The 24,931-nt window shown below is 69.8% G+C and carries 26 protein-coding genes; 13 read left to right on the top strand and 13 right to left on the bottom strand.

Annotation, left to right across the window (positions count from 1 at the left end; all coding sequences use genetic code 11):
• A complete protein-coding gene (locus ACE3UA_RS00950) occupies positions 1 to 816 on the top strand; it encodes a CpsD/CapB family tyrosine-protein kinase (RefSeq protein ID WP_374641572.1) in 816 nt (271 codons plus the stop codon).
• Here the strand turns inward: ACE3UA_RS00950 and ACE3UA_RS00945 are convergent.
• Positions 801 to 1,994: a glycosyltransferase gene (locus tag ACE3UA_RS00945; RefSeq protein WP_374641570.1), complete on the bottom strand. Its 1,194-nt coding sequence runs from the start codon at positions 1,992 to 1,994 to the stop codon at positions 801 to 803. The genes ACE3UA_RS00950 and ACE3UA_RS00945 overlap by 16 nt on opposite strands.
• 181 nt (positions 1,995 to 2,175) lie before the next feature.
• Here ACE3UA_RS00945 and ACE3UA_RS00940 point away from each other — a divergent pair, with 181 nt between their 5' ends.
• Genes ACE3UA_RS00940 through ACE3UA_RS00930 form a run of 3 tightly spaced genes read left to right on the top strand, consistent with a single transcriptional unit; the run spans position 2,176 to position 5,327 of the window.
• Complete coding sequence (locus ACE3UA_RS00940; RefSeq protein WP_374641568.1) at positions 2,176 to 3,426, top strand: glycosyltransferase family 4 protein; 1,251 nt, start codon at positions 2,176 to 2,178, stop codon at positions 3,424 to 3,426.
• On the top strand, positions 3,423 to 4,403 hold the full coding sequence (locus ACE3UA_RS00935; RefSeq protein WP_374641566.1) for a polysaccharide deacetylase family protein: 981 nt from the start codon (positions 3,423 to 3,425) through the stop codon (positions 4,401 to 4,403). Before ACE3UA_RS00940 ends, ACE3UA_RS00935 begins: the two co-directional genes overlap by 4 nt.
• A gap of 9 nt (positions 4,404 to 4,412) precedes the next feature.
• Positions 4,413 to 5,327, top strand: coding sequence for an NAD-dependent epimerase/dehydratase family protein (locus ACE3UA_RS00930; protein WP_374641564.1), 915 nt, complete (start codon positions 4,413 to 4,415; stop codon positions 5,325 to 5,327).
• A gap of 30 nt (positions 5,328 to 5,357) precedes the next feature.
• On the opposite strand, the gene ACE3UA_RS00925 is transcribed toward ACE3UA_RS00930, so the two are convergent.
• The 3 genes from ACE3UA_RS00925 to ACE3UA_RS00915 are packed head-to-tail and all read right to left on the bottom strand — an operon-like array spanning position 5,358 to position 8,179.
• The gene (locus ACE3UA_RS00925; protein ID WP_374641562.1) at positions 5,358 to 6,158 is read right to left on the bottom strand and encodes a WecB/TagA/CpsF family glycosyltransferase; all 801 of its coding nucleotides are present in this window, start codon (positions 6,156 to 6,158) and stop codon (positions 5,358 to 5,360) included.
• A gap of 15 nt (positions 6,159 to 6,173) precedes the next feature.
• The gene (locus ACE3UA_RS00920) at positions 6,174 to 7,058 is read right to left on the bottom strand and encodes a hypothetical protein (RefSeq protein WP_374641560.1); all 885 of its coding nucleotides are present in this window, start codon (positions 7,056 to 7,058) and stop codon (positions 6,174 to 6,176) included.
• A gap of 11 nt (positions 7,059 to 7,069) precedes the next feature.
• Positions 7,070 to 8,179 carry a Gfo/Idh/MocA family protein gene (locus ACE3UA_RS00915; protein WP_374641558.1) on the bottom strand — a complete coding sequence of 370 codons (1,110 nt, stop codon included), beginning with the start codon at positions 8,177 to 8,179 and terminating at the stop codon, positions 7,070 to 7,072.
• A 277-nt stretch (positions 8,180 to 8,456) separates the two neighbouring features.
• On the opposite strand from ACE3UA_RS00915, the gene ACE3UA_RS00910 reads away from it, so the two are divergent.
• The 3 genes from ACE3UA_RS00910 (at position 8,457) to ACE3UA_RS00900 (ending at position 11,786) form a co-directional block, all read left to right on the top strand.
• Positions 8,457 to 9,302 carry a glycosyltransferase family 2 protein gene (locus tag ACE3UA_RS00910; protein ID WP_374641556.1) on the top strand — a complete coding sequence of 282 codons (846 nt, stop codon included), beginning with the start codon at positions 8,457 to 8,459 and terminating at the stop codon, positions 9,300 to 9,302.
• 23 nt (positions 9,303 to 9,325) lie between these two features.
• Positions 9,326 to 10,231 carry a hypothetical protein gene (locus tag ACE3UA_RS00905; protein ID WP_374641554.1) on the top strand — a complete coding sequence of 302 codons (906 nt, stop codon included), beginning with the start codon at positions 9,326 to 9,328 and terminating at the stop codon, positions 10,229 to 10,231.
• Positions 10,232 to 10,421: 190 nt separating this feature from the next.
• A complete protein-coding gene (locus ACE3UA_RS00900) occupies positions 10,422 to 11,786 on the top strand; it encodes an oligosaccharide flippase family protein (RefSeq protein ID WP_374641552.1) in 1,365 nt (454 codons plus the stop codon).
• 2 nt (positions 11,787 to 11,788) lie between these two features.
• On the opposite strand, the gene ACE3UA_RS00895 is transcribed toward ACE3UA_RS00900, so the two are convergent.
• Together ACE3UA_RS00895 and ACE3UA_RS00890 are read right to left on the bottom strand one after the other, a co-directional pair.
• Positions 11,789 to 12,748 (bottom strand): glycosyltransferase family 2 protein, encoded by a 960-nt coding sequence (locus ACE3UA_RS00895; protein WP_374641550.1) that lies wholly within the window; start codon positions 12,746 to 12,748, stop codon positions 11,789 to 11,791.
• A complete protein-coding gene (locus ACE3UA_RS00890; protein WP_374641548.1) occupies positions 12,745 to 13,734 on the bottom strand; it encodes a glycosyltransferase family 2 protein in 990 nt (329 codons plus the stop codon). The genes ACE3UA_RS00895 and ACE3UA_RS00890 overlap by 4 nt, the downstream gene beginning before the upstream one ends.
• A gap of 249 nt (positions 13,735 to 13,983) precedes the next feature.
• On the opposite strand from ACE3UA_RS00890, the gene ACE3UA_RS00885 reads away from it, so the two are divergent.
• The 3 genes from ACE3UA_RS00885 (at position 13,984) to ACE3UA_RS00875 (ending at position 16,243) form a co-directional block, all read left to right on the top strand.
• Complete coding sequence (locus ACE3UA_RS00885) at positions 13,984 to 15,477, top strand: hypothetical protein (RefSeq protein ID WP_374641546.1); 1,494 nt, start codon at positions 13,984 to 13,986, stop codon at positions 15,475 to 15,477.
• Between the two features lie 116 nt (positions 15,478 to 15,593).
• Positions 15,594 to 15,818, top strand: coding sequence for a hypothetical protein (locus ACE3UA_RS00880; RefSeq protein ID WP_374641544.1), 225 nt, complete (start codon positions 15,594 to 15,596; stop codon positions 15,816 to 15,818).
• 185 nt (positions 15,819 to 16,003) lie between these two features.
• A complete protein-coding gene (locus ACE3UA_RS00875) occupies positions 16,004 to 16,243 on the top strand; it encodes a hypothetical protein (RefSeq protein ID WP_374641542.1) in 240 nt (79 codons plus the stop codon).
• On the opposite strand, the gene ACE3UA_RS00870 is transcribed toward ACE3UA_RS00875, so the two are convergent.
• Complete coding sequence (locus ACE3UA_RS00870; RefSeq protein WP_374641540.1) at positions 16,206 to 16,835, bottom strand: sugar transferase; 630 nt, start codon at positions 16,833 to 16,835, stop codon at positions 16,206 to 16,208. The two genes, ACE3UA_RS00875 and ACE3UA_RS00870, sit on opposite strands and share 38 nt — an antisense overlap.
• A gap of 623 nt (positions 16,836 to 17,458) precedes the next feature.
• On the opposite strand from ACE3UA_RS00870, the gene ACE3UA_RS00865 reads away from it, so the two are divergent.
• Positions 17,459 to 19,456: a hypothetical protein gene (locus ACE3UA_RS00865; RefSeq protein ID WP_374641538.1), complete on the top strand. Its 1,998-nt coding sequence runs from the start codon at positions 17,459 to 17,461 to the stop codon at positions 19,454 to 19,456.
• Here ACE3UA_RS00865 and ACE3UA_RS00860 read toward each other — a convergent pair.
• The 5 genes from ACE3UA_RS00860 to ACE3UA_RS00840 form a co-directional block, all read right to left on the bottom strand.
• Complete coding sequence (locus ACE3UA_RS00860; protein WP_374641536.1) at positions 19,453 to 20,886, bottom strand: mannose-1-phosphate guanylyltransferase/mannose-6-phosphate isomerase; 1,434 nt, start codon at positions 20,884 to 20,886, stop codon at positions 19,453 to 19,455. The genes ACE3UA_RS00865 and ACE3UA_RS00860 overlap by 4 nt on opposite strands.
• A 138-nt stretch (positions 20,887 to 21,024) precedes the next feature.
• A complete protein-coding gene (locus ACE3UA_RS00855) occupies positions 21,025 to 21,399 on the bottom strand; it encodes a hypothetical protein (protein WP_374641534.1) in 375 nt (124 codons plus the stop codon).
• Between the two features lie 77 nt (positions 21,400 to 21,476).
• Positions 21,477 to 21,854 carry a YigZ family protein gene (locus ACE3UA_RS00850; RefSeq protein WP_374641532.1) on the bottom strand — a complete coding sequence of 126 codons (378 nt, stop codon included), beginning with the start codon at positions 21,852 to 21,854 and terminating at the stop codon, positions 21,477 to 21,479.
• A gap of 133 nt (positions 21,855 to 21,987) precedes the next feature.
• Positions 21,988 to 22,239, bottom strand: coding sequence for a DUF6455 family protein (locus ACE3UA_RS00845; protein WP_374641530.1), 252 nt, complete (start codon positions 22,237 to 22,239; stop codon positions 21,988 to 21,990).
• Positions 22,240 to 22,300: 61 nt separating this feature from the next.
• Positions 22,301 to 23,011, bottom strand: a complete 711-nt coding sequence (locus ACE3UA_RS00840) for a M48 family metallopeptidase (RefSeq protein ID WP_374641528.1) — start codon at positions 23,009 to 23,011, stop codon at positions 22,301 to 22,303.
• 130 nt (positions 23,012 to 23,141) lie between these two features.
• Between ACE3UA_RS00840 and ACE3UA_RS00835 the strand changes: the two genes are divergently transcribed.
• Positions 23,142 to 23,384 (top strand): hypothetical protein, encoded by a 243-nt coding sequence (locus ACE3UA_RS00835; RefSeq protein WP_374641526.1) that lies wholly within the window; start codon positions 23,142 to 23,144, stop codon positions 23,382 to 23,384.
• Here ACE3UA_RS00835 and ACE3UA_RS00830 read toward each other — a convergent pair.
• Positions 23,381 to 23,629, bottom strand: a complete 249-nt coding sequence (locus tag ACE3UA_RS00830) for a DUF167 domain-containing protein (protein WP_374641524.1) — start codon at positions 23,627 to 23,629, stop codon at positions 23,381 to 23,383. The genes ACE3UA_RS00835 and ACE3UA_RS00830 overlap by 4 nt on opposite strands.
• A 158-nt stretch (positions 23,630 to 23,787) precedes the next feature.
• Here ACE3UA_RS00830 and ACE3UA_RS00825 point away from each other — a divergent pair, with 158 nt between their 5' ends.
• A complete protein-coding gene (locus ACE3UA_RS00825; protein WP_374641522.1) occupies positions 23,788 to 24,891 on the top strand; it encodes a class II histone deacetylase in 1,104 nt (367 codons plus the stop codon).
• Positions 24,892 to 24,931: the final 40 nt, after the last annotated feature.

Here is a 24,931-nt window from a genome sequence, read left to right as displayed (position 1 = left end):
GTGGAACGCATCCAGCAAGCCATCGCCAAGGCCCGCGCCACCCGGCAGGGCAGAGCCCCGACCGAGGCCGGACAGCCGAAACCCGCAGCCGATCCGGGGCGGGAGGCGGCCTGGTCGGCGCTCCGCGAGGTGCGCCTCGATCCGGCCCGGCTCGAGGCCTCGCGGATCATCTCGCACCATCCCGGCACCGGGGCCACGCCCTTCGACCTGATGCGCACCAACCTGATGAAGCATCTGCGCGCGCAGGGCTGGAAACGGGTGGCGATCACCTCTCCCAGCAGCGGCTGCGGCAAGACGACCGTGGGCCTCAACCTCGCCTTCAGCCTGGCGCGCCAGTCCGAGCTGCGCATCCTGGTGCTGGAGATGGACCTGCGCCGCCCGGCAATCGTGCGGATGCTGGGGCTGGAGGGAAGGCCCCGGCTGGCCGATGTCCTGTCGGGCCGGGAAGACCCCGAGAAGGGGCTGCTGCGGCTCTCGGCGAACCTTGCCGTGGGCGCGAATGCCGACCCGGTCGCCAACCCGGCCGAGCTTCTGTCCTCGGCCCAGGCCGCAGCGGCGATCGACGCGATCGAGGCGCGCTTCAAGCCGGATGTGATCCTGTTCGACCTGCCGCCGGTGCTGGTCATCGACGACACGCTGGCCTTCATGGACCAGGTCGACTGCGCGCTGATGATCGCCGCCGCCGAGGAAAGCACCGTGGCCGAGATCGACCGCGCCGGGCGGGAACTGGCGGACTATACCAAGGTGCTGGGCGTGGTGCTGAACAAGTGCCGCTTCCTGGACCGCACGGAAGGCTATGGCTACGACGAATACTGAAGCTGCGCGTCCTTCGGCCGGCCCAGGCGCGCTGCGACACGGGCCAGATGCTCCATCCGGCCATGGAAGACGGTGTCGAAATCATGCCGCCGCGCGAATTCGGCCGCCGCCCCGGACGCCTGCGCGATCGCTGCCCGGGGCGTCCCCGCGATCCGCGCGGCGAGTGCGGCGACATTGCCCAGGGGTTCGGCCCAGCCCGCGCGGCTTTCGCGGCACAGCGGGGCCCACATCTCGTTGGCGTAACCGGCAATGGGAAGGCCGCAGCCCATGCTTTCGACATAGGTGCAGGAGGGATCGCCCTGCCGGTGGCAGCTGACGAAAAGGTCGGCATTGCGGCGTTGCCAGGGGACCAGCACCGAGGCGAAGTCGACGTTGCCATGCAGGCGCACCCGGTCGCCAAGACCGCGTGCGGCGATCCCGCCTTCGATTTCGCCGCGCAGCGAACCGTCGCCGAAGATGTCGAATTCGAACCGCAGGCCGCTTTCGGCCAGCGCGGCGGCCAGCGGCACGAGGTCCTGCGCACCCTTCATCGGGTCCAGCCGCCCGGAATGGACCAGCCGCAGGGGCCCGTCGCCCTCCAGCCGTTCCAGCCGGGCGCGCTGTTCGTCCTTCTGCACGAAACGGTCGCGGGTCATCCGGTTGTCGAGATAGAGATGCAGGTCGCTGGTCAGTCCGCCATAGGCCAGCCGGGCGGGATAGCCGTTCGCCTGCAGCGCGGCGGCGGCGCGAAAGGCGGCCCGGCGCCGGTGCTCCTGATGCTCGAGCCAGAGGCGGTGGCGCAGGCGGCGCAGGGGGCCGATCCCGCGGTCCAGCGCCAGGATGTCCAGCCGGGTGCGGTGGGTATATTCGATGGTATAGACCACCGGCGTCCGTCCGGGTCCGGCCAGCCCCAGCGTCGCGGACATGTCGGCCGAGGCGACGATCAGGTCATGCCCGCGCCCCGTCCCGGCCGGCAGCGGCGCGCCTTGGGGCAGGGTGAGAAGACCCCAGGGCAGGGCGCCACGCTCGACCTCGACCGGATAGGGGATCTGTCCGGCCCCCTCCCACAGGAGGCTGTCCAGCGGGCCGTCCCAGGCCGCGGCCTGCGCCGCCATGCCTTCGGCGAACTTGACGTCAAGGATCACGGTGGTTTCCCTGACGATCACCGGCGCAGGCGAGATCGCCAGAAGCCTGGTCATGGCCTTCCCCTTCAAAGATGCGCAATGCTGCACACTTGCCGGCCGGATGGGAAGATGCTCCTTGCGGGTTGTGCAGCAAGGTCCGGGGGTTACGGCGATTGTGCCACAGAATTTCCGGAAATCCCCGATTGACTGGCGCGGGGCCGGGCCAAAGATACAGATGATTGTGCAGGAGTTTCGGATGGAAGCGCATTTCAGGGTGGGACCGGCGACCGGCATGCCGCCCGCCGGGGGGACAGTCGCCTATCTGGTGAACCAGTATCCCAAGGTCAGCCACACCTTCATCCGGCGCGAGATCCTTGCGCTGGAGCGGCAGGGGGTGACCGTCCTGCGTTTCTCGATCCGGGGCTGGGATGCCGAAGTGGCGGATCCGACGGACGAGGCCGAACGCGGCCGCACGCGCTATCTGTTGCAGGGCGGGCTCTTGGCGCTGCTTGCGCCGGTGCTGCGGACCTTCCTTCGCCGTCCCGGCGCGACCTTCCGGGCGCTGGCGGCTGCGGGGGCGATGTCGCGCCATTCGGTCCGCTCGCTGCCGCACCATCTAGTCTGGTTCGCCTTCGCCTGCCGGCTGAGCCTCTGGCTGGAGCGGTCCGGGGCCACCCATCTGCATGCGCATTTCGGCACCAATTCCACCGACATCGCCTGTCTGACGCGCCTTCTGGGCGGGCCGCCCTACAGCTTTACCGTGCATGGCGCGGATGAAGTCGACAATGTCCTGGGCTGGTCGCTGCCGCGCAAGGTCGCGGCGGCGCGTTTCGTGGTCACGGTGTCGCATTATATCCGCGGGCAGCTGATGCGCTGGCTGCCGCCGCAGGACTGGCCGAAGCTGACCCTGGTGCATTGCGGCCTGGACGAAGGCTTTTTCGCCAGCGCGCCGCCGCCGCCGCCGGAAAGGCCGACGCTGCTTTGCATCGGCCGGCTCAGCGCCGAGAAGGGCCATCTGATCCTGCTGGAGGCTTTCGCCGCGCTGGACCGGCCCGACCTGCGGCTGGTCCTGGCGGGCGACGGCGAGTTGCGCGCCCTGATCGAGGGCCGGATCCGCGCGCTTGGCCTGCAGGACCGGGTGCGGATCACCGGCTGGATCGGCAGCGACGAGGTGCGCCGCCTGATCGGCGCGGCCACGATCGTCGTGCAGCCCAGCCTGATGGAGGGGCTGCCGGTGGTGCTGATGGAATCGCTTGCCCAGGGCCGCCCGGCGGTCTCGACCTATATCGCGGGGATCCCGGAACTGATCGAGAACGGCCGGACCGGCTGGCTGGTCCCGGCGGGCGATGCGGAGGGCCTGGCCCGGACCATGGCCGAGGCGCTGGATACCCCGGCCGAACGTCTGGAGGAGATGGGCCACATCGGGATCGCGCGGGTGCGCGAACAGCATCTCGCCGATACCGAGGCCGCCCGCCTGCGTCGGCTTTTCGCCGGGGGCGGGGCGTGAAAGCCCGCGTGAAGCGGGCGCTGCATGCGGCGCTTGGCCTGGCGCCGGTGCAGGCGGTGCTGCGCGCGCGCGTCCTGCGCGATGATCCGGTCAGTGTCCTGTGCTACCACACCCTGGGCCCCGACCGGGGCGGGCCGGATGCCTGGACCGTGCTGCGGACCGCCGATTTCCGCGCCCAGGCCGCCTGGCTGGCGCGCCATTACGACATCGTCCCCCTGGACGCGGTTTTGGCGGCCGGGCCGGGCCGCGATCCCGTCGGGCGGCCGCGCGCGGTGCTGACCTTCGACGATGGCGAGGCGGGCCTGTTCCACCACCTGTTGCCGCTGCTGGACGCGCTCTGCCTGCCGGTCACGATCTATGTCGCCACCGGCCAGATCGAGACCGGGCGGCCCTACTGGTTCGACCGGATCATGGGCGCGCTTGGCACCGGCGCGCATGAGGTGGACCTGCCGGGCCTCGGGCGCTGGCGGCTTCCGGCCGCGCCGGGGGCGGGGCGCTGGGCGGTGCTGGGCGACCTGCTCGAGACGCTGAAGCGCGTGGATCGCCACCGGCGCGAGGAACTGGCCGACCGGATCCTGGCCGGCCATCCGCTGCCCCCCGGACGCCCGCCGCTGGCCCCCCTGACGCGAGAGGAGCTTGCCGCGCTGGCCGCCAGCCCCTGGGTGAGCATCGGCGCGCACAGCCATTGCCACAATCTCCTGGACCAGATCCCCCTAGCCGAGGCCTCAGACAGCCTGCGCCGGTCGCGCCGGTTGCTGCAGGACTGGACCGGGCAGGAGGTCGCGCATCTCGCCTGGCCGAACGGCAACCGGAACGCGGCGCTGGGGCGCGCCGCGGCAGAGGCGGGGTTCCGCACTTCGGCGGCGCTGGACGGTGGGCTGTGGCGGGCGGGGGCGGACCTCCATGCCTTGCCACGGGTGCCGGTTGGGCGGTACGACGATGCGGCGCGACTTGCCCTGCGTCTGGTCGGAATCTGAGAGAATGCGATGGCGGAATACCTGATCACCGGCGGCTGCGGCTTCGTCGGCTCGCACCTGGCCGAGGCGCTGATCGCCGGCGGGGACCGCGTGGTGGTGCTGGACAACCTGTCCTCGGGCAAGCGCGAGAACCTGCCGCCGGGGGCCCGCCTGGTCGAGGGCGACGTCGCCGATCCCAAGGCGGTGGCCCAGGCGATCCGGGGCTGCGCCGGCGTCTACCACCTGGCGGGCGCGGCCTCGGTCGCCTGGTGCAACGAGAACTGGCACGCCGGGCACCTGACCAACCAGACCGGCACGGTGATCCTGCTCGAGGCCGTGGCCCGCGCCGGGCGGCTTCCCGTCGTCTACATCTCCTCGGCCGCCATCTATGGCGACGCGGGCGAGGGCCGGGTCGACGAGGGCCGCGATGCCCGGCCCCAGACCGCCTATGGCGCGGACAAATACGGCTCGGAACTGCATGGCCGCATCGCCTGGAGCGTGCATGGCGTGCCCACGGTGGGGTTGCGGCCGTTCAACATCTACGGGCCCCGGCAGGACCCGGCCTCGGCCTATTCCGGGGTGATCTCGATCTTTCACGACCGGCTGGCGCGCGGCCTGCCGGTGACGATCTTCGGCGACGGGCAGCAGACGCGCGACTTCGTCTTCGTCGAGGATGTGATCCGCTTCCTTCTGGCGGCGATGGAGCGTGCCCCAGGGCTGGCGGGCCAGGTGTTCAACGTCTGCACCGGCCGCCCGACGACCCTGCTGGATCTGGTCGGAACCCTGGCCCGGCTGCATGGCCGCACGCCCGAGATCCTGCATGCCGCCCCGCGCCTGGGCGACATCCGCCATTCCCTGGGCGACCCCGCCCGCGCCGAGGCCGCGCTTGGCGTCAGCGCCGGGGTGCGCCTCGACGAGGGGCTTTCGCGCCTGCGGAGGGGCTGATCCAGCCTTGCGCGGTTCTTCCCGGCGGTTTCAATCCTTGCCGAACGGGTTCCGGTAGCGTCCCAGCTTCTGCCGGATCAGCAGCGGGATCACCGGGGGTTCGTGCACGACATAGCGGTGCCAGCGCTGCCGCGGCTCCTTCACCAGGCGGTAAAGCCATTCCAGCCCCGCATTGGTGACCCAGGCCGGGGGGCGCCGGAAGGTGCCGGCCTCATAGTCGATCGTCCCGCCCAGGGGCAGGAACAGGCGCACCTTGGGAAAGCGGTCGCGGTAGCGGATGATGAACTTCTCCTGCCGCCCGCCGCCGAGGCCGACCAGCAGCACCGTCGCCCCCGAGGCGTTCACCGCCTCGATCATCCGCTCGATCTCGGCCGGGTCGCGGTCGAAGTCGAAGGGCGGCGCCGAGGTCCCCACCACGAAGTCGCGCCCGACCTTGGCGTTGATGTTGCGGGCGGCGATGTCCGCGATGCCCGGCTTGCCGCCCATCAGGAACACCGTCACCGAAGGATCGTCGCGGTAGCGGGTGTAGAACAGCGGGAAATAGTCCGAGCCCGACACCCGCTCGCGCACCGGGGTGCCAAGGAACTTCAGCGCGAAATACAGGATCTGGCTGTCGCAGGTCACGATGTCGAACTGGTCGAGGATGTCGTGGAATTCGCGGTCCTTCTGCAGCTTCATCAGCATGTCGACATGCAGGGTCAGCAACAGCCCCTCGCGCAGGCCAAGCACGTCGTCCATCGTCACGTCATGGACGAAGGCGTTCAGCACCGGCACCCTGCGCAGCCTGCGGGCGGGCACGGGCGCGGCGGTGAGGGGCAGGTCGGTATTCATGCGGCTGTCCACGGCTCAGGCCTCCGCCGGCTGGGGCGCGGCCGGGAAGTGGCGGGCCACCAGGTCGCGGGTGTTCAGGATATTGCCCCGGCCGGAGGCGCCGAAGACGATCGACTGGACGCCGGGAAGCTTCGCGACCCATTCGATCGCCTCCTCGGCCGGGATCGCGCCCGAGGCGAGGACCGACATGGCGATGGCCCGGACCCGCCCGCTGCGCAGCACCTCGGCATAGAGATCGGGCCCGCCGCACATGCGGAAACCGATCTTGTTGATGTTGCTGCAGATGATCGGATTCTCGATCCCCTCGGCCTGAAGCGCCCGGTGCAGCATCGGCAGGTTCATGGTGATGAACCCGGCCTCGGCGCCGTAGCGGTCGCGCACATGGTCGTGGAAGACCCGGAAGGCGCGGGTGTAGCCCATGCCGAGCAGGAGGTCGGTGAAGACGTTCTGGATCAGCACCACCGGCGTCTTCAGCCCGGCGAACATCTTCATCTCGACGTCGATCAGCAGCTTCGCGATGCCCTCGACATCCTTCGCCGCCAGCGCCGCCCCCCCACGCAGCGCGGTGCGGAACAGGCCCTCCTCGGGCATGAACTGGCTCAGCGCGCCGAACATCCCGTGTTCGGTCACCGCATTGGCGTATTTGTGGGCATAGGGCATGCAGGGATAGAACTGGAAGTCGGCATAGCGGGCAGGATCGGCACGGATCCGGTCGCAGACCTCGGCGATCCGGTCGTGGGTGGTGCACATGAAGGTGCGGATGCCCGCGTCATAGGCCGCGTCGAGGACCGCCATGATCGCGTCGGTATCCTGAAAGCGCATGGCCTGGGCGCGGGCCTTTTCCTCGGACATGTGGTTGATGCCGAAGAACTGGTTGTCGCCGAAAAGCAGCCTGTCCATTCCGTTCCCCCTCAGCCTTCCCGCCCGCGCATGAACCAGCCCAGCCCGCGGCGCGCGGCCGGCGACTGCGCCACGGCGGCCGGGGCGGCGACGGTCTCGCCCGCGGCATCGGCCAGGATCATCGCGATGGTCCGGTCGGTCAACGCGGCCGAGCGGAAGTCGTTTTCCCCGGTGCGCCCGGCGCCGTCGCGGACCGCGCGGACGAAATCGTCGATCTGGTGCGAATATTCCTCGCCCCGCAGGTAGAACCAGGGGTCCTCGGTCAGTTCGGTGGTATAGCGCACCGTCCAGCCCTTGCCATAGTCCGGCAGGCCCGCCACCGGCGCGCGCAGGTAGACCTGACATTCCTGCCGGTCGACGTTGATCCGCCCGTTGGTCCCGATCAGCGACAGCTTGGTCGACATCTTGCGGTGGCTCTCGTCGCTCCAGTTGACCGAAAGCTGCGCCGTCGTGCCGCCGGGGAAGGAGAGCGTCGCGAAGACCTCGTCGTCGATCTCGTCCGAGAAGACGCTGCCCAGCACGCTGCCCGACACGCGCTCGGGCGCGCCGAACAGCCAGTTCAGCAGGTTGAGGGGGTGGGCCGCATAGTCGTAAAGGCAGCCGCCGCCCTCGGACTTGCGGCTGCGCCAGGTCTGCTTTTTCGGGCGCAGGACGACCGGGCCATAGGCTTCGGCCAGGACATGGGTGATCCGGCCCAGGGCCCCGGCATCGACGATCCGCTTCATCTCGCGCATGGCGCCGACATGGCGGTAGTGATAGCCGACCCGGCCCACCAGCCCCCGGGCCTCGGCCAGATCGGCCAGCGCCTCGGATTCGCGCCAGTCCAGGCAGAAGGGTTTCTCGCAGAAGACATGGATCCCGCGGTCCAGCGCGGCGCGCACCATGCCGCCATGCAGCCGCGAGGGCGTGCTGATCACCACCGCGTCCAGCTGCTCTTCCGCCAGCATCCGGTCGTAGTCGCGGTAAAGCCGGTTCGGGATATTGCGCGACAGCATGTCGACCAGCATCCCGGTCGCGTCGCAGGCCACCGTCTCGGTATCGGGATGGGCGTTCACCAGGGCAAAATGCGACAGCCCCATCTTGCCGAGGCCGGCCAACCCGACCCTGATCTTCCGGCTCATCATCACTCCTGTCCGGCGCAGGATCGCTGCCAGGGACAGGCGGTCGTTGCATCCCTGGGCCCTGCGCCAAATATATGGACTCATGGCTCAATTCGGCCCGACGCTAGCACGGCTTCCTGCCGGCCAGAAGCGATTCCGGCGGCCTCGCAGCCATTGTCGCCAGCTTCACCCGCTGCGCCATGGCATCATGCGCATTGTTTCCGCTTTCCCCGGCCCGCTTGCCTTTCGACCGGCCCGGCATATGCTCGCAGGGCAAATCCTTCAGCCAGGATCGCTGATGACTTCCCCTGTTCCGGCGTTGACCGTCCTGATCGCCGCCCGCAACGAGGAGGCCTGGATCGGCCCCTGCCTTGCGGCGCTGGCGGGTCAGGCGGAGCCGGCGGGCGGCCCGGTCGAGGTGATCGTGGTGGCCAATGGCTGCACCGACGACACCGCCGGTCGCGCCCGGTCGGCCGCGCCCGCCTTCGCCGCGCGCGGCTGGCGGCTGGTCGTGCTGGAACTGGCGCAAGGCGGCAAGCTTGGCGCCCTTGCGGCGGGCGAAACCGCAGCCAGCGGAGGCGCGCTGGCCTATCTCGACGCCGATGTGACCTGCGACCAGGGCCTGCTGGCCGCGCTGGCCGAGGTGCTGGACACGCCGGTTCCGCGCTATGCCACCGGCCGCCTCGCGATCGCGCCCGCAAGAAGCCGCTTCACCCGCGCCTATGCCCGGATCTGGGCGCGCCTGCCCTTCGTGCGGTCGGGCGCCGTCGGGGCCGGCCTCTTCGCGCTGAACCGGCCGGGACGGGCGCGCTGGGGGGCCTGGCCGGAGATCATCTCGGACGACACCTTCGCGCGGCTGCAGTTTCGCCCCGACGAGCGCCACGAGGTGCCGCTGCGCTACCACTGGCCCATGGTCGAGGGCTTCGCCAATCTGGTCCGGGTCCGGCGCAGGCAGGATGCCGGCGTGGCGCAGATCGCCGACCGCTTTCCCCGCCTGCTTGCGAACGAGGGCAAGGCCCCGGTGACACCGGCCCTCCTTGCCCGGCTCGCGCTTTCGGATCCGCCGGGTCTGGCGGCCTATCTCGCCGTCCATGTCGCCGTGCGCCTGCAGCGCCATTCCGGGGACTGGACGCGGGGACGATGATATTGGCAAAGGGAGGACCGCGAATGGGCAGCTATCTCATCCAGGCCGGCAAGGCGCTGGCGGGACTTCTCCTCCTGACGGGACTGGCCGTGGCGCAGGACCTGCCGCCGCGCAAGGCCAGCCCGCTCACCGTGCGGCAGATCCACAGCGGGCACAGCCTGACGGATACCTACGGCGCGCATCCCTGGCCGGGGCGGCTGATCCTGGCCACGGCGACCCGGCCCGGAACGAACCCCTACGAGACGATCCACGCCCGCACCATTCCCGGCTCGCCGATGCGCTGGCGCTGGGACCATGCCACCGACTATCCCGACGCAAAGCTGAACATCGACGAGTTCGAGCTTCTGGTGATCACCGAGGCGGTGCCGCTGACCACGAACGAGGAGTATTTCCGGGACGATACGCTGCATTACCTGGGCCTCTGGGTCGAGCATGCCTGGACGCACGGCAACGGCGGCAAGGGCGCGGAGGTCATGCTGTATTCGACATGGACCGGGCTGCAGGACCCCGGCCCCGGCCAGGAGCAGGCGGGGATCCCCTTCCGCGACCGGCTGGAGCAGGACGGCGCGCGCTGGGAGCGGATGCAGGACGACGCCAATGCCAACCGGCCGCGGGGAATGCCGCCGGTCTACATGATCCCCGGCCACCGCCTGATGCTGCGGCTTCACGACGACATCGCGGCGGGCGCGGCCCCCGGCCTTGCCTCGATCGGCGAGGTATTCGACGACGACATCCACCTGAACGACCTGGGACGCTATGCGATCACCTGCCTTGTCTACGCGGTGATCTACCAGCGCGATCCGGCCGAACTGCCCGACCGGCTGGCCGTCCCCGGCGACACGCTCAGCCGCGAACAGGCCCGCTATTTCAAGCGGATCGCCTGGGAGGTCGCCCGGACCTACCCCCGCAGCGGCGTTCCGGCCGGATGAGTGGCAGGCCCCCCCGCCGGTCGCCGCGGGGCCTTGCGGCGGAGAGCGGCACCGGCGTATCGTGCCGGCGATCGGACTGCCGCGCGGGGCGGGGTCCTGCGATGAACGCGGTGAGAATGCGCAGCCCTGGCCAGTTTGACGCATTGCCCCCGCCCTCTGGCCGCCGCGCCGGAACTGTGACGGGCGCGGCGTGACCCCGGGCGTGCGGATCACCGGCCTTTTCAGCGGCGCCAGCCTCACCGCCAAGGTCCTGCGCGGAGCGGTCCTGTCGGTCGGCAGCTTCGGCCTGTCGCAGTTCTTGCGGCTGCTTTCCAACCTCGTCCTCACCCGGCTTCTGTTCCCCGAGGCCTTCGGCCTGATGGCGCTGGTCACCGTCTTCCTGGTCGGCCTGTCGATGTTCTCGGATGTCGGCACCGGACCGGCCATCGCCCGCAGCCCGCGCGGCGACGAACCCGACTTCCTGGACACCGCCTGGACGCTGCAGATCCTGCGCGGCCTCCTGCTGTTCCTTGCCTGCTGCGCGCTGGCCCGGCCGCTCGCCTCCTTCTACGACGAGCCTCTCCTGGTCGGGATGCTGACGCTGGCCTCGGTCCAGTTCCTGATCCAGGGCTTGATGCCGACCCGGCGCGAGACCGCGAACCGGCATCTGCGGCTGGGGCGGCTGATACTTCTGGATCTGGTGGCGCAGGTGCTGGCGCTGGTCGTGATGGTGGCCCTTGCGGCCTGGCTGCGCTCGGTCTGGGCGCTGGTGCTGGGCAGCCTGGCTGCGGCGGCGCTGCAGGTGCTGCTGGCGGCGCATTATCTGCCGGGCCAGCGCAACCGCCTGCGCTGGGAGGGGACCGCCGTCAGCGAGCTGGTGCATTTCGGCAAGTGGATCTTCGTCAGCTCGATCTTCGGTTTCTTCCTGGCCCAGGGCGACAAGCTGATCCTGGGCAAGTTCCTGCCGCTGGACGCCTTCGGCATCTACAACATCGGCTTCTTCCTGGGCAGCTTCCCGGCCATGCTGGGCGGTGTCGCGATCGTGCGGATGCTCATCCCGATCTACCGCGAGCGTCCCCCCGGCCAGTCGCGCGACAACTTCCTGAAGCTGCGCCGGATGCGGGTTCTGGTCAGCGGCGGGCTGATCGCGTTGACGACGCTTGCGGCCCTGCTCGGCCCCTGGCTGGTCGGGGTGCTTTACGATGCGCGCTATCATGACGCGGGCGGGGTCGTGGTGCTGGTCGCCTGCATCCAGGTCCCGGTGATCATCGGCATGACCTATGACCATGCCGCGTTGGCGGCGGGGGATTCGCAGAAGTTCTTCATCGTCACGGCGCTGAAGGCGACGCTGGTCGGGGCCGGGCTTCTGCTCGGACTGCAGGCGGGCGGGCTGTTCTGGGCGCTGGTCGGCCAGTTCCTCGCATTGGTCGCCGCCTATCCGGCGCTGGTCTGGCTGGTGGCGCGGCACGGAGCCTGGGATCCGCTGCACGACCTGGCCTTCGCCGTTCTGGGGGCAGTCTGCATGGCGCTGGCGCTGTGGTGGAACTGGGCCGCGATCCTGGCCCTGGCGGGCTGAGCCTATTTGTATTCGATCAGCCCGCGCCGGGTGCGGGTCAGGCGGCCCCACCAGTATTCCATCGCGCCCAGGGCCTCGGGCAGCTTGCCCAGGATCAGGAAGGCCGCCCGCGTCGGACCCAGCCGGGGCGCCAGCCGCAGGAACTGCGCCGGCCAGGCCAGCAGCAGGACGAGCGCCCAGGGGCCGGCCAGCGCCGCGCCCAAAAGGATCGCCGCCGGCAGGCCCAGCCCCCAGGCCAGCGCGCTTCGGGTCTCGCGCCGGAAATGCCGTTCGGGCGGGGCGCCATGCAGCGCCGCCCCCTCGGCGAAGGCATGGCCGGCCCGGCGCGTCCGCCGCCACCATTGCGAGAACCGGGTCATCGCCGCGTCATGCAGCGTCATCTCGGCATCCAGCCGCCAGATCTCCCAGCCCGCGGCGCGCAGGCGCAGGCAAAGCTCGGGCTCCTCGCCCGCGATCAGGCCGGGATCGTATCCGCCCGCCGCCGCGAAGGCCGCGCCACGCATCAGCGCATCGCCGCCACAGGCAAGCGCGCGGCCCGGCGGCGTGTTCCATTCGGCATCGCAAAGCCGGTTGTAGACCGAGGCCTCGGGAAACCGCTCCCGCCGCCGCCCGCAGGCCACCGCGACCTGCGGATGGTCGTCAAGAAAGCGGCGCGCGACGCCGATCCAGCCGGGGTCCAGCGTGCAGTCGCCATCCATGAACTGCACATATTCCGGCACCTCGGCCCCCAGCGCGGCGAAACCCTCGTTCCGGGCGCGGGCCGCGGTGAAGGGGCGCGACAGGTCCAGCCGCACCACCCGCGCCCCCGCCGCCTCGGCCGCCGCGACCGATCCGTCGGTCGAGCCGGAATCGACATAGACCACCGGCGACACCTCCCCGGGGATCGAGGCCAGCGCCGCCAGCAGCCGCGCGCCCTCGTTGCGCCCGATCAGGACGGCGGCGACCTTCGGGGGGTCGCTCACCTGGTCGAGGGGCGGCTGGGCAGCACCGCGCCGAACAATGGCCGCAGCACCTGCTGGCGGAAGTCGGTGGCAAAGTTCCGCGGACCCTTCACGGGCTTGCGCCGCAGCCGGCATTGCAGATCGCCCAGCAGCGTCCCGATCCAGCGGGCCAGGGCCACGACGCGGGCACCGGCGCGGCCATGCGTCTTCTCGAAATAGAAGCGCCAGCTGTCGAACCAGTAGCCGGGCAGGGGCGGGCGTTCGGGATCGGCGCTGCTGACCCCGGTGGCGGCCCCGGCGACATGGGTGACCTTGGCCTCGGGCAGGTGCCAGACCTCCCAGCCGCGCCGCTTCATCCGGTGCATCAGGTCCACCTCCTCGTAGTAGAGGAAGAAGTCGGAGTCGAAGAACCCCACCTCGGCCAGCGCCGAGAGCCGCGCCATCATCGAGGCGCCCGAGACCCAGTCGACCTCCTGCTGCGGAATGCCCGGCGGAAAGGGCACCTGCCAGCGTTTCAACATCCGCCAGATCGGCCCGATATGCAGCGCGCTGCTGAACTCGGACACCAGGCCGGGAAAGCGGAAGGCGCAGACCACGGGCTTCAGCGTCGTCTCGTCCACGATGCCGCTGCCCACCACCCCGGCCCTGGGATGGGCGTCCAGAAAGGCCGCCAGCTCGGCCACCGCATTGGTGACCAGCCGCGCGTCGGGGTTCAGCAGATAGACCTTGTCCGGCGGCTGGGGACGGGCGGCCAGCTGGCGCAGCACCAGGTTGTTGCCGCGACCGAAGCCGTGGTTGACCGCCTCGAAATGCAGCGTGACATCCTCGCCCCAGCGGGCGGCCGCTTCGGACAGGACCTCGCGGTCATCGCCCGGCGAGGCGTTGTCGACGATATGGATCTCGACCGACAACCCGTCGGGCGCGCGGCTCAGCACGCTGTCCGCCGCCGTGATCGCCATCCGGGGCGTGCCGTAGTTGACAATGATGACTGCGACGTCGGTTGGCATCGCGAAATACCCTTTCCCCCGGTGAAGCCCCGACTCACGCCGGACCGGATATCCGCCAAGCATGCCGCCGGAAGCAGATGCCTGCAAACGCTTCCTGAATTCCCCCGCAGGTCCGGAAACAATCCCGGGCCGCGACAGCGCAATGGCCCCGGTTCATCGCCGGCGGGGGCGGGGCAGGGTCGGGGTGGACGCGGGCGTGGATTTGGTGCGAGACTGCGGAACTGCCAGACCCGCCCGACTGTCGAGACGATGCCCAACACCCTTGCCTATGTCGTCCTTTTCGGCTGGCCGATCGTGGTCCTTGCCCTCTTTCGCCTGCTTCCCGCCGCCCAGGCCTTCGGCTGGTCGGTGCTTGCGGGCTATCTGGTCCTGCCGACTCAGGCGGGCCTCGACCTGCCGGGCGTGCCCGTGGTGGACAAGGACGGGGTGCCGGTCCTCGGCGCGGAGGTGATGCTCTTGCTGGGCGTCGGCGCGGCGCGGACGGGCGGGCGCGCCCGCGGGGCCCCGGACCCGGCGCCGCGGCGGCACTGGCTGGCGAACGCGCTTCTGGTCCTGCTCCTGGTCTCGCCGTTCCTGACGGTGCTGACCAACGCGGATCCCGTCATCGTCGGCAGGTTCGTCATCCCCGGCCTGCGAATCTACGATGCGGCCTCGGTCATCGGAGCCCTGGCGATCTCGATCCTGCCCTTCCTGCTGGCGCAACGTCTCTTCGCCTCGCCCGAAAGCCATGTGGCGCTGCTGAAGATGCTGGTCCTGGCCCTGCTCTGCTATTCGCTGCCGATCCTCTTCGAGGTGCGGATGAGCCCGCAGCTGAACAACATGCTCTATGGCTTCTTCCCGCATGACTTCCTGCAGCACGTCCGGGCGGGCGGGTTCCGGCCGGTGGTCTTCCTGCACCATGGCCTGTGGCTGGCGATCCTGGTGGCGATGTCGGTCCTGGCCGCGCTTGCGCTCTGGCGGCAGCGGCTGGCCGAGGGCGCCCGCGCGGGCCAGTGGCTGTTCGCGGCGATCTACCTCCTGGTGATCCTGCTGCTGTGCAAAAGCCTTGGGGCCTTCCTCATCGTCCTTGCCTTCCTGCCTGCCATCCTCCTCCTGGGCGTGCGGGGGCAGCTCTTTCTGGCGGCCCTCGTCGCCGGGGCGGTGCTGCTTTATCCGATGCTGCGTGCAGCGCAGGTGGTGCCGGTGGACCGGGTGATCGCCCTTGCGCGGAGCATCAGCGGCGATCGGGCCGACTCGTTCGAATTCCGCGTGGCGAACGAGGAGGCGCTGATGGAACGTGCGGCGCTGCGGCCCCTGGCGGGTTGGGGCACCTGGGGCAGGCCGCTGATCCACAACCCCGAATCCGGCCAGAGCACCAGCGTCACCGACGGGGCCTGGATCATCTCGATCGGCAGCTTCGGCTGGCTGGGCTATATCGCCAGCTTCGGACTGCTGACGCTGCCGATCCTGCTGCTGGCGCGCAATGGCCGGAAACTCGGGCTGAGTCCGGCGACCGCGGGGCTGGCGCTGGTGATGGCCGCGAACCTGCTGGACCTGTTGGCCAATGCCACGCTGACGCCCGTCACCTGGCTGATCGGCGGGGCGCTTCTGGGGCGCCATGCCCATGTCCCGCGCGCGGAAGGCGAGGCGGTGCGCTCCGCTCCTCCGCCCCGGCGCAGCTGGGGCCTGGTCACGGACCTCGCCGCCAGCCGCGACAGGCCCGCGCCGGCGGGCGGAGCTGGCCGTCGGGCGCGCAACCTGTGATTTATGTGCAATCGGCGATTCACTTCACAATCGCAGCGTTTCCTGCCTCACTTTCGCCACGAGTCGGTAACACATTTCTGCGAAACGGGGTCGGGACAACACGAGGGATACCGGAAATGCTCGCCAGAATGCTGATCCTTGCACTGGTTTCGGCCGTGGTTGCGGTGATGGCGGGAATGGCGCTGGGGCTGCCGGTCTGGGCTCTCTTCCTGCTTTACGCCCTGTCCGGCGCGCTTGCGCTGCTGGTCGGCGGCGCCATCGCCGCGGTGGCCGGGCAGGATCACCCCGCCGTTCCCAGCTATGCCGAGGCGCCGGTCAAGCAGATCCCCCTCCGCCACTAGCGCGCTGCCACCCCGGCCGGTCATCATCCGCCACCCGGCCCCCCCGCTCGGCGGAGACTCGCCAAGCGCCACGGATGCGTGATGTGAAACCTCTGGCACTCACGTAGCATTTGGTCCCATACCAGCGACCCATCGGCCCATCGCAAGCGGCGCCGAGGAACGGCTGCTCAGGGGAGCAAAGACGGATGGTCCTGGGAATTCTTCTGATCGCGACGGTTGCAGCCCTGGCTGCAACCATCGCGCTGGTCCTGCTGTCCGCCCCGCTCTGGATCGCGCTGCTTGCCTATCCGCTGACCGGCGCCCTGGCGGTCTTCGCGGGCCTTGCCCTGCTGGAGATCCGCGAAAGGCGCCGGTCTCAAGGGGACGCGCGCAAATTCCTGGCCCGCGTCACTTCCCGGTTCCGCGCAGGACAACGCCCACGGTAGCGAACAGCACCCGGACATCCGTCGCCAGCGAGACGTCCATGTCGTAGACCGCATCGAACTCTGCCCGTTGCGCAAAGGTCGAGCCGTTGCGGTCCGAGACCTGCCACAGGCCCGTCACCCCCGGCAGCAGCGAGTAATAGGCATGACCCGGATAAAGCGGGCGCTGCTCGGGCATCATCGGGCGCGGCCCGACCAGGCTCATGTCGCCCTTCAGCACGTTCCACAGCTGCGGCAACTCGTCCAGCGAGCTTTTCCGCAGGAGATTCCCGATCGGCGTGACCCGCGGATCGCAGGTCAGCTTCTGGTATTCCTCCCACTCGTTGCGGGCCTCCTCGTTCTGGGACAGGTAGCTTTCCAGATGCGACTTGGCGTCCGGCACCATCGTCCGCAGCTTCCAGAAGGTGAAGACCCGGCCCCCGCGCCCCACCCGGTCCTGGCGATAGAGCGGCGAATGGAAATCCCGCGCGACCAGCAGCATCAGGACGAGAAGGACCGGAACGACGAAGGGCACCATCAGAAGGACAACGCAGATGTCGAACAGGCGCTTGCCGAAACGGCGATAGAATCCCTCGGGGGAAGCCTCCCCGATCATTCTGTGGTGAACCGAGCCGGAACGTCCGAAATCTACTTCCCTGCCGGGTCTGGGCACATTCATCTTCTGACACTCCCACGCGGTGTTATTCCGCCAACTCTCCGAACGACCAAAAACGCGAACGATTAGCTTTTTTCAAAGCGGAGCCGCCGTAAGGACATATAGGGGACCGACTTTCGTATGTGACCCTACCATCGGGATCGGCGGGCCGGCAATCGGGAGAATCCTACCTTGTGCCCGGATCGCGCGCAAAAATGGTTTCTTTTCACGGACTTACATCCTGTGGTTGTGCTGGCCGGCCCCGCCGCCGGCCTGCCGGAGGCCTCGCCAGAACCGCCGCAACCGCCCGATTTGCCGGATTCCGAACACATTTCCTCCATATTCTTCAATGGGTCCGGCCGGGCGGGCGGCGGCTCCGACTGTCCGTGTTGCGGAAACGGTAAATCCTTCATTACCCCCCATCCCGATGGCGTGACTCCGCGGCGAACCCCCGAAACGAATCGCATTCCGCCCGCAAAACCGATTCGGTTCCCTCCCGGGAACCGGATTTCAGCCCCGACTGGACCCGAATCCCCTTGGCGGAGTAGCGTGCGGCAAAGGGTCCGATGAAAGGTGGAAGCGCCATGCGTCACGTCGGCATCGCCTGCAGTTCGGCTGGCTGCGCTCTGGTCTCGGCCGCCCTCGGTCTTGCCCCGCTCCCGGCCCTTGCCGAGGCGCGGGGCGTGGCCGATCCGGTCGTGGCCTGGGGGCTGGACGCGCTGACCGACTGGGGCACCGCCAGGCCCTTTCTCGATCTCGCCCGCCTGATGCGGCCGTTCTTCGCCTTCGCGCCCGACGAATGGGAAAGCATGTCGCATGAGGCGCTGGTCGCCGGCGGCTATCTCGACGCCCAGGGCTATCCGCTGCGGATTCCCCCCGGAATGGCCGGGATCCGCACGATCTGGGCCTGGAGCGACACCTACGGGACCGAGGGGCGCAAGGGTCTCTATATCCTGACCTATCAGGGGCATGGCACGATCCAGCTTGGCGGCTCGGCGCGGGTGGTCCATGCGGGCCCCGGCCGGATCGTCTTCGAGAACCGGACCGGGGCCGAGGTCTGGCTGGACATCACCGCGCTCGACACCGGCGATCCGGTCCGCGCCCTGTCGATCGTCCGGGCGGACCGGGCCGATCTCCTCGACGCCGGGGCGATGTTCGATCCCGACTGGCTCGCGGTCATCGCCGACGGGCGCGAATTGCGGTTTTCGGACTGGATCTCGGTCAACTCCGGCGCGGCCGCCCTGACCTGGGCGACCCGTCCCCGGCCCGACGAGGCGAGCTGGACCGAACGGGGCGCGCCGGTCGAGGTGATGGTGCGCCTGGCCAACGAGGCCGGCGCCGATCCCTGGTTCACCATGCCCCATGCCGCCGACGACGCCTATGTCCGGGCCTTCGCGACCTATGTGCGCGACCATCTCGATCCGCGGCTCAAGGCGCATGTCGAATATTCCAACGAAACCTGGAATGCGGCCTTCACCCAGTTCCACTGGCTGCGCGACCAGGCCATCGCCGCCTGGGGCGACGAGGTGGCCGAGGACTGGCCCGCGATCTTCAGCTTTCACGCCCGGCGCGCGACGGAGGTCGCCCTGATCTGGCAAGAGGTCTTCGGCGACGAGGCCGGGGCCCGGCTGGTCAATGTCCTGGCCACCCAGGCCGCAAATCCCTGGCTCAGCGACATTCTCGTGACCGCGCCGGACTGGGCCGCGCGCGAGCCCCAGACCTTCGTGCCGCCGGACCAGGTCTTCGAGGAACTGGCCGCGACCAGCTATTTCGGCGGCGCCCTGGTCAGCGATCCCGCGCTGCGCCCCGAGCTGATCACCCGCGCCGAGACGATGGGGGCCAGCGCCTGGTCCTGGGTCTTCCAGGGCATCTCGCAGGCCGGCGCGGTCGAGGATTCGATCCCCGGCGTCCTCGACTGGCTTGGCCAGCAGCGCGACCTGGCCGCAAGCCACGGCCTGCGGCTGGTGCTCTACGAGGGTGGCCAGCATGTCCACCACAGTTTCGCCGTCGAGGGCCTGACCGAGGAGGAGGCCGCGCGGCAAAGCGCCTTTCTGGCGGATTTCGTGCGCAGCCCCGAGATGGGCGCGCTCTATGCCCAGCTCTGGGACGGCTGGCGCGGGATCGGGCAGGGGCCGTTCATGCAATATGTCGAGATGGGCGTGCCGTCGCGCTGGGGCTCCTGGGGCCTTCTGGCCTATCCCGGCGACCATACCGCAAGGGCGGATTTCGTCCTTGCGCGCCAGGCCGAGGGCGGCTCCTGGTGGGGCGAGGGCGGCGGGCCGCAGTATCTGCAGGGCGTGACCCTGGCCGGCACCGAAGGCGACGACCGGATGGAGGGCACCGACGAGGAGGATTTCCTGGCCGGCCGCGGCGGCGACGACAGCTTCCCCGCCAGCCCCGGCGCGGACGGCATCTCGGGCGGCGCGGGCGAGGATCGCTATATCCTGCCCGGCCCGGAAGCCGAGTACGAGGTCACGCCCGAGGGTGACGTCTGGCGCGTGACCGGGCCGCTTGGCACGGCCCGCCTGACGGGCGTCGAGGTGCTGGAGTTCGGCGACGGGGCGACCCGGCGGCTGGACTAGCCCTTCGCGCCCTGGCCGCGGGCGTAGACGTCCTCGTAGCGGATGATGTCATCCTCGCCCAAATAGCTGCCGGTCTGGATCTCGATCAGCACCACCGGGACGCGGCCGGGGTTCTCCATCCGGTGCACGGCGCCCAGCGGCACATAGACCGACTGGTTCTCGGTCAGCAGCCGCGCCTCGCCGTCGATCGTGACCCTGGCGGTGCCCGAGACGACGACCCAATGCTCGGCCCGGTGGACATGGCTTTGCAGGCTCAGCGCCGCGCCGGGATGGACGACGATCCGCTTCACCTGGAAACGGTCGCCAAGCGCCAGCGTCTCGAACCAGCCCCAGGGGCGATGGTCGCGCGGAAAGATCTCGGCCTGGCGCGCGCCCCTTTGCTTCAGCGCCGCGACCGCCTCCTTCACCTCCTGCGTGCGCGAGCGGTCGGCGACCAGCACCGCATCGGGCATGGCGACGACCACGGTATCGCTCAGCCCGATCCCCATGACATGCATGGCCTCGGTCTCGGACCAGATCAGGCTGCCCGAGCAATCCATCGTGGTGACCGCGCCATGCGTGGCCAGGCCCTCCACCTCGGCCGCGCGCCAGACCGCGTTCCAGTCGCCAAGGTCGGACCAGGCGCCGTCGAAGGGCACCACGTCCAGGTTGTCCGCCCGTTCCATCACCGCGAAATCGACCGAGATGTCGCGCGCCTTCTCCCAGGGGCCGGCGGCCAGGCGCAGGAAGCCCAGGTCCGCCCGCGCCTCCTGCACGGCTTCGGCCACCGGGGCCAGAAGCTCGGGCGCATGCGCCTCGAAGGCGGCCTTCAGCGTGGCGGCCGCCATCAGGAAGATGCCCGCGTTCCACAGATAGCGCCCCTCGGCCAGCATCGCGGCGGCGCGTTCGGCGCAGGGCTTCTCGACGAAGCGGACCAGCGGCTGCGCCCGGCCGCTCTCGGGCCGGGCCGAGAGTTCAAGCCAGCCATAGCCGGTCTCGGGCCGGTCGGGCCGGATGCCGAAGGTGACGATCCGGCCCGCCTCTGCCTGCGGCATCCCGGCGGCCACGGCGGCGCGAAAGGCCTCGCGGTCCGGGATCTCGTGGTCGGTCGGCATGACCAGCATCAGCGCCCCGGGGTCGCGGGCCAGCAGATGCAGCGCCGCGGCCAGGATCGCCGGCGCGGTGTTGCGCGGCGAAGGCTCGATCAGCACCGCGCCGGGGTCGACCCCGGCATGGGCCAGCTGCTCGGTCACGATGAAGCGGAAGTCGGAATTGGTGACCACGACCGGCGCCGCGACCCCCGGCACCCCCGCCATCCGCGCCGCCGCCGCCTGGAACAGCGTCGTCTCGCCGGTCAGCGGCACGAACTGCTTGGGAAAGCTCTTGCGCGACAGCGGCCAGAGCCGCGTGCCGGAGCCGCCGCACAGCAGGATGGGATGAAGCTCTGGCATTGGGCGATCCGCTCCACGGGTTCCTCACATCCCGGCGATGTTAAAGCGAAAGACAGGCAGTTCAATGGAATAACCGTGGAAGGATCGCGGCAGGACGCTGGATCCCGGACGCCCGGCGGGCCGGGCGTCCGGTTCCGGTCAGGCCCGGCGCAGCAGGTTGGTCAGCCACAGAAGCACGCCCACCAGGATCGCGCCCTCGAAGATCGGAAACATCGGCCCGATCGTCTCGGCCGGGACGCTGCCGCTCATCATCAGGAACAGCCCGGCCAATAGGCCGAGGCCCCCCAGCTGGTGCAGCCAGAAATGCAGCCGGGGCAGCAGCCCCTCGGCCAGCGCCGGGATCAGCCGGTAGCCCAGCCCGAAGACCGTCATCAGGGTGAAGCCCAGCAGGTTGATATGTGCATGCACCGGCGCAAGCTCGTGGTTGCCGCTGGCCCCCATGTAAGAGCCGAAGAGAATGCCGATCAGAAGATAGACCGCACCCGTCAGAAGAAATCCGCGCGAGATGTTCATGTCCGTCCCTTTGGAAAATGCGGGTCTTCCCGCCCGCGGCGACAGGGTAGACCCTTGGCCGCCCGCGCCAAAGAGAATTATTCCAATTCTTGAATTGAACGGTCCCGCAGCGCCGCCAGCGCCGCGCGGGTCGAGGTCACGACATGGGCGAAGCGGTCGCCGCCAAGATGCACCCCGCCGTACCAGCGCGTGACCACGACGATGTGATCGACCAGGCCCTCGCGCTCCAGCATCTTCAGGATCACCGCCCCGGCGCCCGCCTCGCCGTCGTCGCCCTTCAGCGGCCCCTCGTCCGACAGGACCGCGGCCCAACTGTGATGGGTCGCCTTGGCGAACTTGCGCCTCTGCCGCAGGCTGGTGAGAAAGGCCTCGATCCCGGCGCGGCCCCGCACCGGGCCGGCCGAGGCCGCATAGCGCGAGCCGCGGTCGCGCAGGATGTCTTCCAGGACGATCATCGGGCGATACTGCCACGGCGCGCGGCGGGATGCAGCCCCAAAGCGAAAGGGCGGCGCCCGACCGGGAGGTGGTCAGGCGCCGCAGGTCATGCGCGGGGCCAAGGGAAGAAGCCCGGGAAAACGCGCAGGAAATTCATGAGACGAGGGCCTCGATCCGGGCCTTGTTCGGGCAGAAGCCGGGCATCGAACTCGCATTCCCCGAACAGGCCAGCCAGGCCTCGCAATCGGCGCTCCGGCGGCAGGCGGCGCAGCGGGTGACCAGGTCCTCCAGCTCGTCGCGCTGCAGCCAGCCCTCGACCACCGCGCGCGGCAGGTTCACGCCCGAGATGCGCGCCATTCCCCTTGTCAGCCACCAGGCTTTCGGTGCTTCCGGATACCCGATCATCCCCGCCCCCTCCATCTGGCAGCAGGATGCGCCGGAAGACCCGGCCCTGCCTTGACGCAGATCAATTGCCGCGCAAGCGGCGCACCGTCGCCAGCACCATCGCCTTGCGCTCGGCGTTCGGCGGATGCGAGCCGAGGAAGCGGTCGCCGGGATCGGGCAGCCGGTCGAAGAAGCCGGTGCCGCGCAGCGGATCGTAGCCGGCGAGAAGCGCAATCTCGGCCCCCATCGCATCGGCCTCCAGCTCGAAGTCGCGGGAATAGCCCCGCGCCGCGACCTCGGCCCCCAGGTCCTGCGCCGCGCGCACCTCGTCCGGCGTCAGCCCGCTGGCCTGGGCCAGCACCCCGGCCAGAAGCGCGCCGGAAAGCGCCTGGTCCTTGCGGCGCGGGATATGGCCCGCGACATGATGCGCCGCCTCATGGCCCAGGACGAAGGCCAGTTCGTCCGCGTTGCGCGCATCGCCGATCAGCGCCAGCGTGAAGCCGATCACCGGCCGGCCGAAGCGGTCGAGCGTCTGGAAGGCATTCGGCGGCTGGCCCGGCCGGTCGTCCACCACGATGCGGAAGTCGCAATTCCCCGCCACGCCGCGCGCCCGGCACTGCGCCTCGGCCACCGGCTCGACCCGCGCCACCACCGTCAGGAAGCTCCGCGCCGCATCCTCGGCGGCAAGACGCGGGGCAGGGGGCGCGGCCATCGCGACGGCGGGGGGCGGCGAATAGGTCGGCACGCAGCCGCCCAGCGAAACCAGCAGGGCGGCAATCAGGGACAGGCGCATCGGAAAACCTCGGTCGGGGACGGGGGGGCGGGGACGGCGGCAGGGTAGCAAATCGCCCGGCGGGGGAAAGCCCGCCTCACGCAGCTGTCATGCCTTGCCGGACGGGGCCCATGGCGCTAGCCTTCCAGCCATGTTCACCATCGAGCACGAATTCGACGCCACCGTGATCACCCTCGTCGACGATGGCGAGGAACTGCCGCTGATCGAGGATGTGACCATCGCCGCCTTCGAGGATTGCGTGACCCTGGAACAGCTTGACCCCCGCACCGAGGAGGTGCTGCGGATCACCCTGTCGCTCAGCCAGGTCCGCGACCTCGCCGCCGCGCTGAACCTGCCCGAGGGCAGCTACCGGCTGGAGCGGAAGCCGGACTAGTCCAGCCGGAACAGCTTGTCCCGCGCCGTGGCCCCCCGCAAGAGCGTCAGCCGCGACTTCGCCACGCCAAGGGCGCGCGCCAGCGCCACCCGGGCGGCCTCGGTCGCGCGGCCGGCCTCGGGCACCTCGGTCACCGCGATGCGGATGACCTCGCCGGCCAGTTCCAGCCCGGCGCGGCGGGCGTTGGGGGTGACGCGGACGGCGAAGGTCGCGCCGGGCAGGGCCAGATGCGAAAGCTCGGACATAGGGCGGTGATCCACCGGACGCAGCCTCGGGGCAAGGGCAAAAGTTTTCGAAAACTTTTGCAAAATCCTTCGAAGGATTTTGGCCCCGGCCGCACCCGCGCGCCCCTCTGGTCAGCGGCTGCGATGCCCCATAGGCTGCCCGCAAAGGGAGACCGACCATGACCACCGCCTTCTTCACCGACGAACGCTGCTTCTGGCACAGCGGCGGCAACTACGCCTTCACCCTTCCGGTCGGGGGCCTCGTGCAGCCCCTGGCCGGCGGCCTGCCCGAGAACCCCGAGACCAAGCGCCGGCTGAAGAACCTGGTCGAGGTCACCGGCCTTGCCCGCCATCTCGCCAGCCGCAGCGCCGATCCCGCGACCGAGGCCGACCTCCTCCGCGTCCATCCCGAAAGCTATCTCGCGGCCTTCCGGGCGCTCTCCGACGCGGGCGGGGGCGAGCTTGGCCTGCGCACCCCCTTCGGCAAGGGCGGCTATCAGATCGCCGCGCTTTCGGCCGGCCTCGCGACCGCCGCCCTGCGCGCCGTCCTGACCGGCGAGGCGTCCAATGCCTATGCGCTGTCCCGCCCGCCGGGGCATCATTGCACCACGGATTTCCCCAACGGCTTCTGCCTGCTGAACAATATCGCCGTGGCGATCCGCGCGGCCCAGGCCGAGGGGCTGGCGCGCCGGGTCGCGGTGGTGGACTGGGACGTCCATCACGGCAACGGGACCGAGGCGATCTTCTGGGACGACCCGGAGGTCCTGACGATCAGCCTGCATCAGGAACACAACTACCCGCTCGACACTGGCGGGGTCGAGGCGCGGGGCGGCCCGAACGCCCCCGGCGCCAACCTCAACCTGCCGCTGCCGCCCGGTTGCGGCCACCAGGCCTATCTGCACGCGATGGAGCGGGTGGTCCTGCCCGCCCTGCACCGCTTCCGCCCCGAGGTCATCGTGGTCGCCTGCGGCTTCGATGCCTCGGCCGTCGATCCCCTGGGCCGGATGCTCTGCACCGCCGAGACCTTCCGCCTGATGACCCGCCAGCTGATGCAGGCGGCCGCTGCGCTCTGCGCTGGCCGCCTGGTTCTGGTGCATGAGGGCGGCTATTCCGAGGTCCATGTCCCCTTCTGCGGCCATGCCGTGCTGGAGGAACTCAGCGGCGCCCCGGTCAGCGCCCCGGACCCGCTGGCCCCGACGCTGGAGAAGCGCCAGCCCGACGCCCGTTTCGACGCCTTCGCCCGCGACTGGATCGAGGCGGCCGCCCGCGCGCTGGGGTTCTGACGCTCTCGGCCATTTGATGCCACGCGCCCGGCCGCTGCTT

Origin of the sequence: Tabrizicola sp. (assembly GCF_041919135.1) — a bacterium.
Taxonomy (GTDB): domain Bacteria; phylum Pseudomonadota; class Alphaproteobacteria; order Rhodobacterales; family Rhodobacteraceae; genus Tabrizicola.
This window is presented reverse-complemented; position numbering and strand designations above follow the sequence as displayed.

Excerpts from the sequence above, each read along its gene's own strand:
- ACE3UA_RS00860 (WP_374641536.1), bottom strand. The coding sequence starts at position 20,886 with ATGCCAGAGCTTCATCCCATCCTGCTGTGCGGCGGCTCCGGCACGCGG.
- ACE3UA_RS00925 (WP_374641562.1), bottom strand. The coding sequence starts at position 6,158 with ATGAATACCGACCTGCCCCTCACCGCCGCGCCCGTGCCCGCCCGCAGG.
- ACE3UA_RS00875 (WP_374641542.1), top strand. The coding sequence starts at position 16,004 with ATGGTCCTGGGAATTCTTCTGATCGCGACGGTTGCAGCCCTGGCTGCA.
- ACE3UA_RS00890 (WP_374641548.1), bottom strand. The coding sequence starts at position 13,734 with ATGCCAACCGACGTCGCAGTCATCATTGTCAACTACGGCACGCCCCGG.
- ACE3UA_RS00825 (WP_374641522.1), top strand. The coding sequence starts at position 23,788 with ATGACCACCGCCTTCTTCACCGACGAACGCTGCTTCTGGCACAGCGGC.
- ACE3UA_RS00930 (WP_374641564.1), top strand. The coding sequence starts at position 4,413 with ATGGCGGAATACCTGATCACCGGCGGCTGCGGCTTCGTCGGCTCGCAC.
- ACE3UA_RS00885 (WP_374641546.1), top strand. The coding sequence starts at position 13,984 with ATGCCCAACACCCTTGCCTATGTCGTCCTTTTCGGCTGGCCGATCGTG.
- ACE3UA_RS00865 (WP_374641538.1), top strand. The coding sequence starts at position 17,459 with ATGCGTCACGTCGGCATCGCCTGCAGTTCGGCTGGCTGCGCTCTGGTC.
- ACE3UA_RS00940 (WP_374641568.1), top strand. The coding sequence starts at position 2,176 with ATGGAAGCGCATTTCAGGGTGGGACCGGCGACCGGCATGCCGCCCGCC.
- ACE3UA_RS00870 (WP_374641540.1), bottom strand. The coding sequence starts at position 16,835 with ATGATCGGGGAGGCTTCCCCCGAGGGATTCTATCGCCGTTTCGGCAAG.
- ACE3UA_RS00845 (WP_374641530.1), bottom strand. The coding sequence starts at position 22,239 with ATGATCGGGTATCCGGAAGCACCGAAAGCCTGGTGGCTGACAAGGGGA.
- ACE3UA_RS00880 (WP_374641544.1), top strand. The coding sequence starts at position 15,594 with ATGCTCGCCAGAATGCTGATCCTTGCACTGGTTTCGGCCGTGGTTGCG.
- ACE3UA_RS00910 (WP_374641556.1), top strand. The coding sequence starts at position 8,457 with ATGACTTCCCCTGTTCCGGCGTTGACCGTCCTGATCGCCGCCCGCAAC.
- ACE3UA_RS00850 (WP_374641532.1), bottom strand. The coding sequence starts at position 21,854 with ATGATCGTCCTGGAAGACATCCTGCGCGACCGCGGCTCGCGCTATGCG.
- ACE3UA_RS00840 (WP_374641528.1), bottom strand. The coding sequence starts at position 23,011 with ATGCGCCTGTCCCTGATTGCCGCCCTGCTGGTTTCGCTGGGCGGCTGC.
- ACE3UA_RS00835 (WP_374641526.1), top strand. The coding sequence starts at position 23,142 with ATGTTCACCATCGAGCACGAATTCGACGCCACCGTGATCACCCTCGTC.
- ACE3UA_RS00905 (WP_374641554.1), top strand. The coding sequence starts at position 9,326 with ATGGGCAGCTATCTCATCCAGGCCGGCAAGGCGCTGGCGGGACTTCTC.
- ACE3UA_RS00945 (WP_374641570.1), bottom strand. The coding sequence starts at position 1,994 with ATGACCAGGCTTCTGGCGATCTCGCCTGCGCCGGTGATCGTCAGGGAA.
- ACE3UA_RS00915 (WP_374641558.1), bottom strand. The coding sequence starts at position 8,179 with ATGAGCCGGAAGATCAGGGTCGGGTTGGCCGGCCTCGGCAAGATGGGG.
- ACE3UA_RS00830 (WP_374641524.1), bottom strand. The coding sequence starts at position 23,629 with ATGTCCGAGCTTTCGCATCTGGCCCTGCCCGGCGCGACCTTCGCCGTC.
- ACE3UA_RS00855 (WP_374641534.1), bottom strand. The coding sequence starts at position 21,399 with ATGAACATCTCGCGCGGATTTCTTCTGACGGGTGCGGTCTATCTTCTG.
- ACE3UA_RS00920 (WP_374641560.1), bottom strand. The coding sequence starts at position 7,058 with ATGGACAGGCTGCTTTTCGGCGACAACCAGTTCTTCGGCATCAACCAC.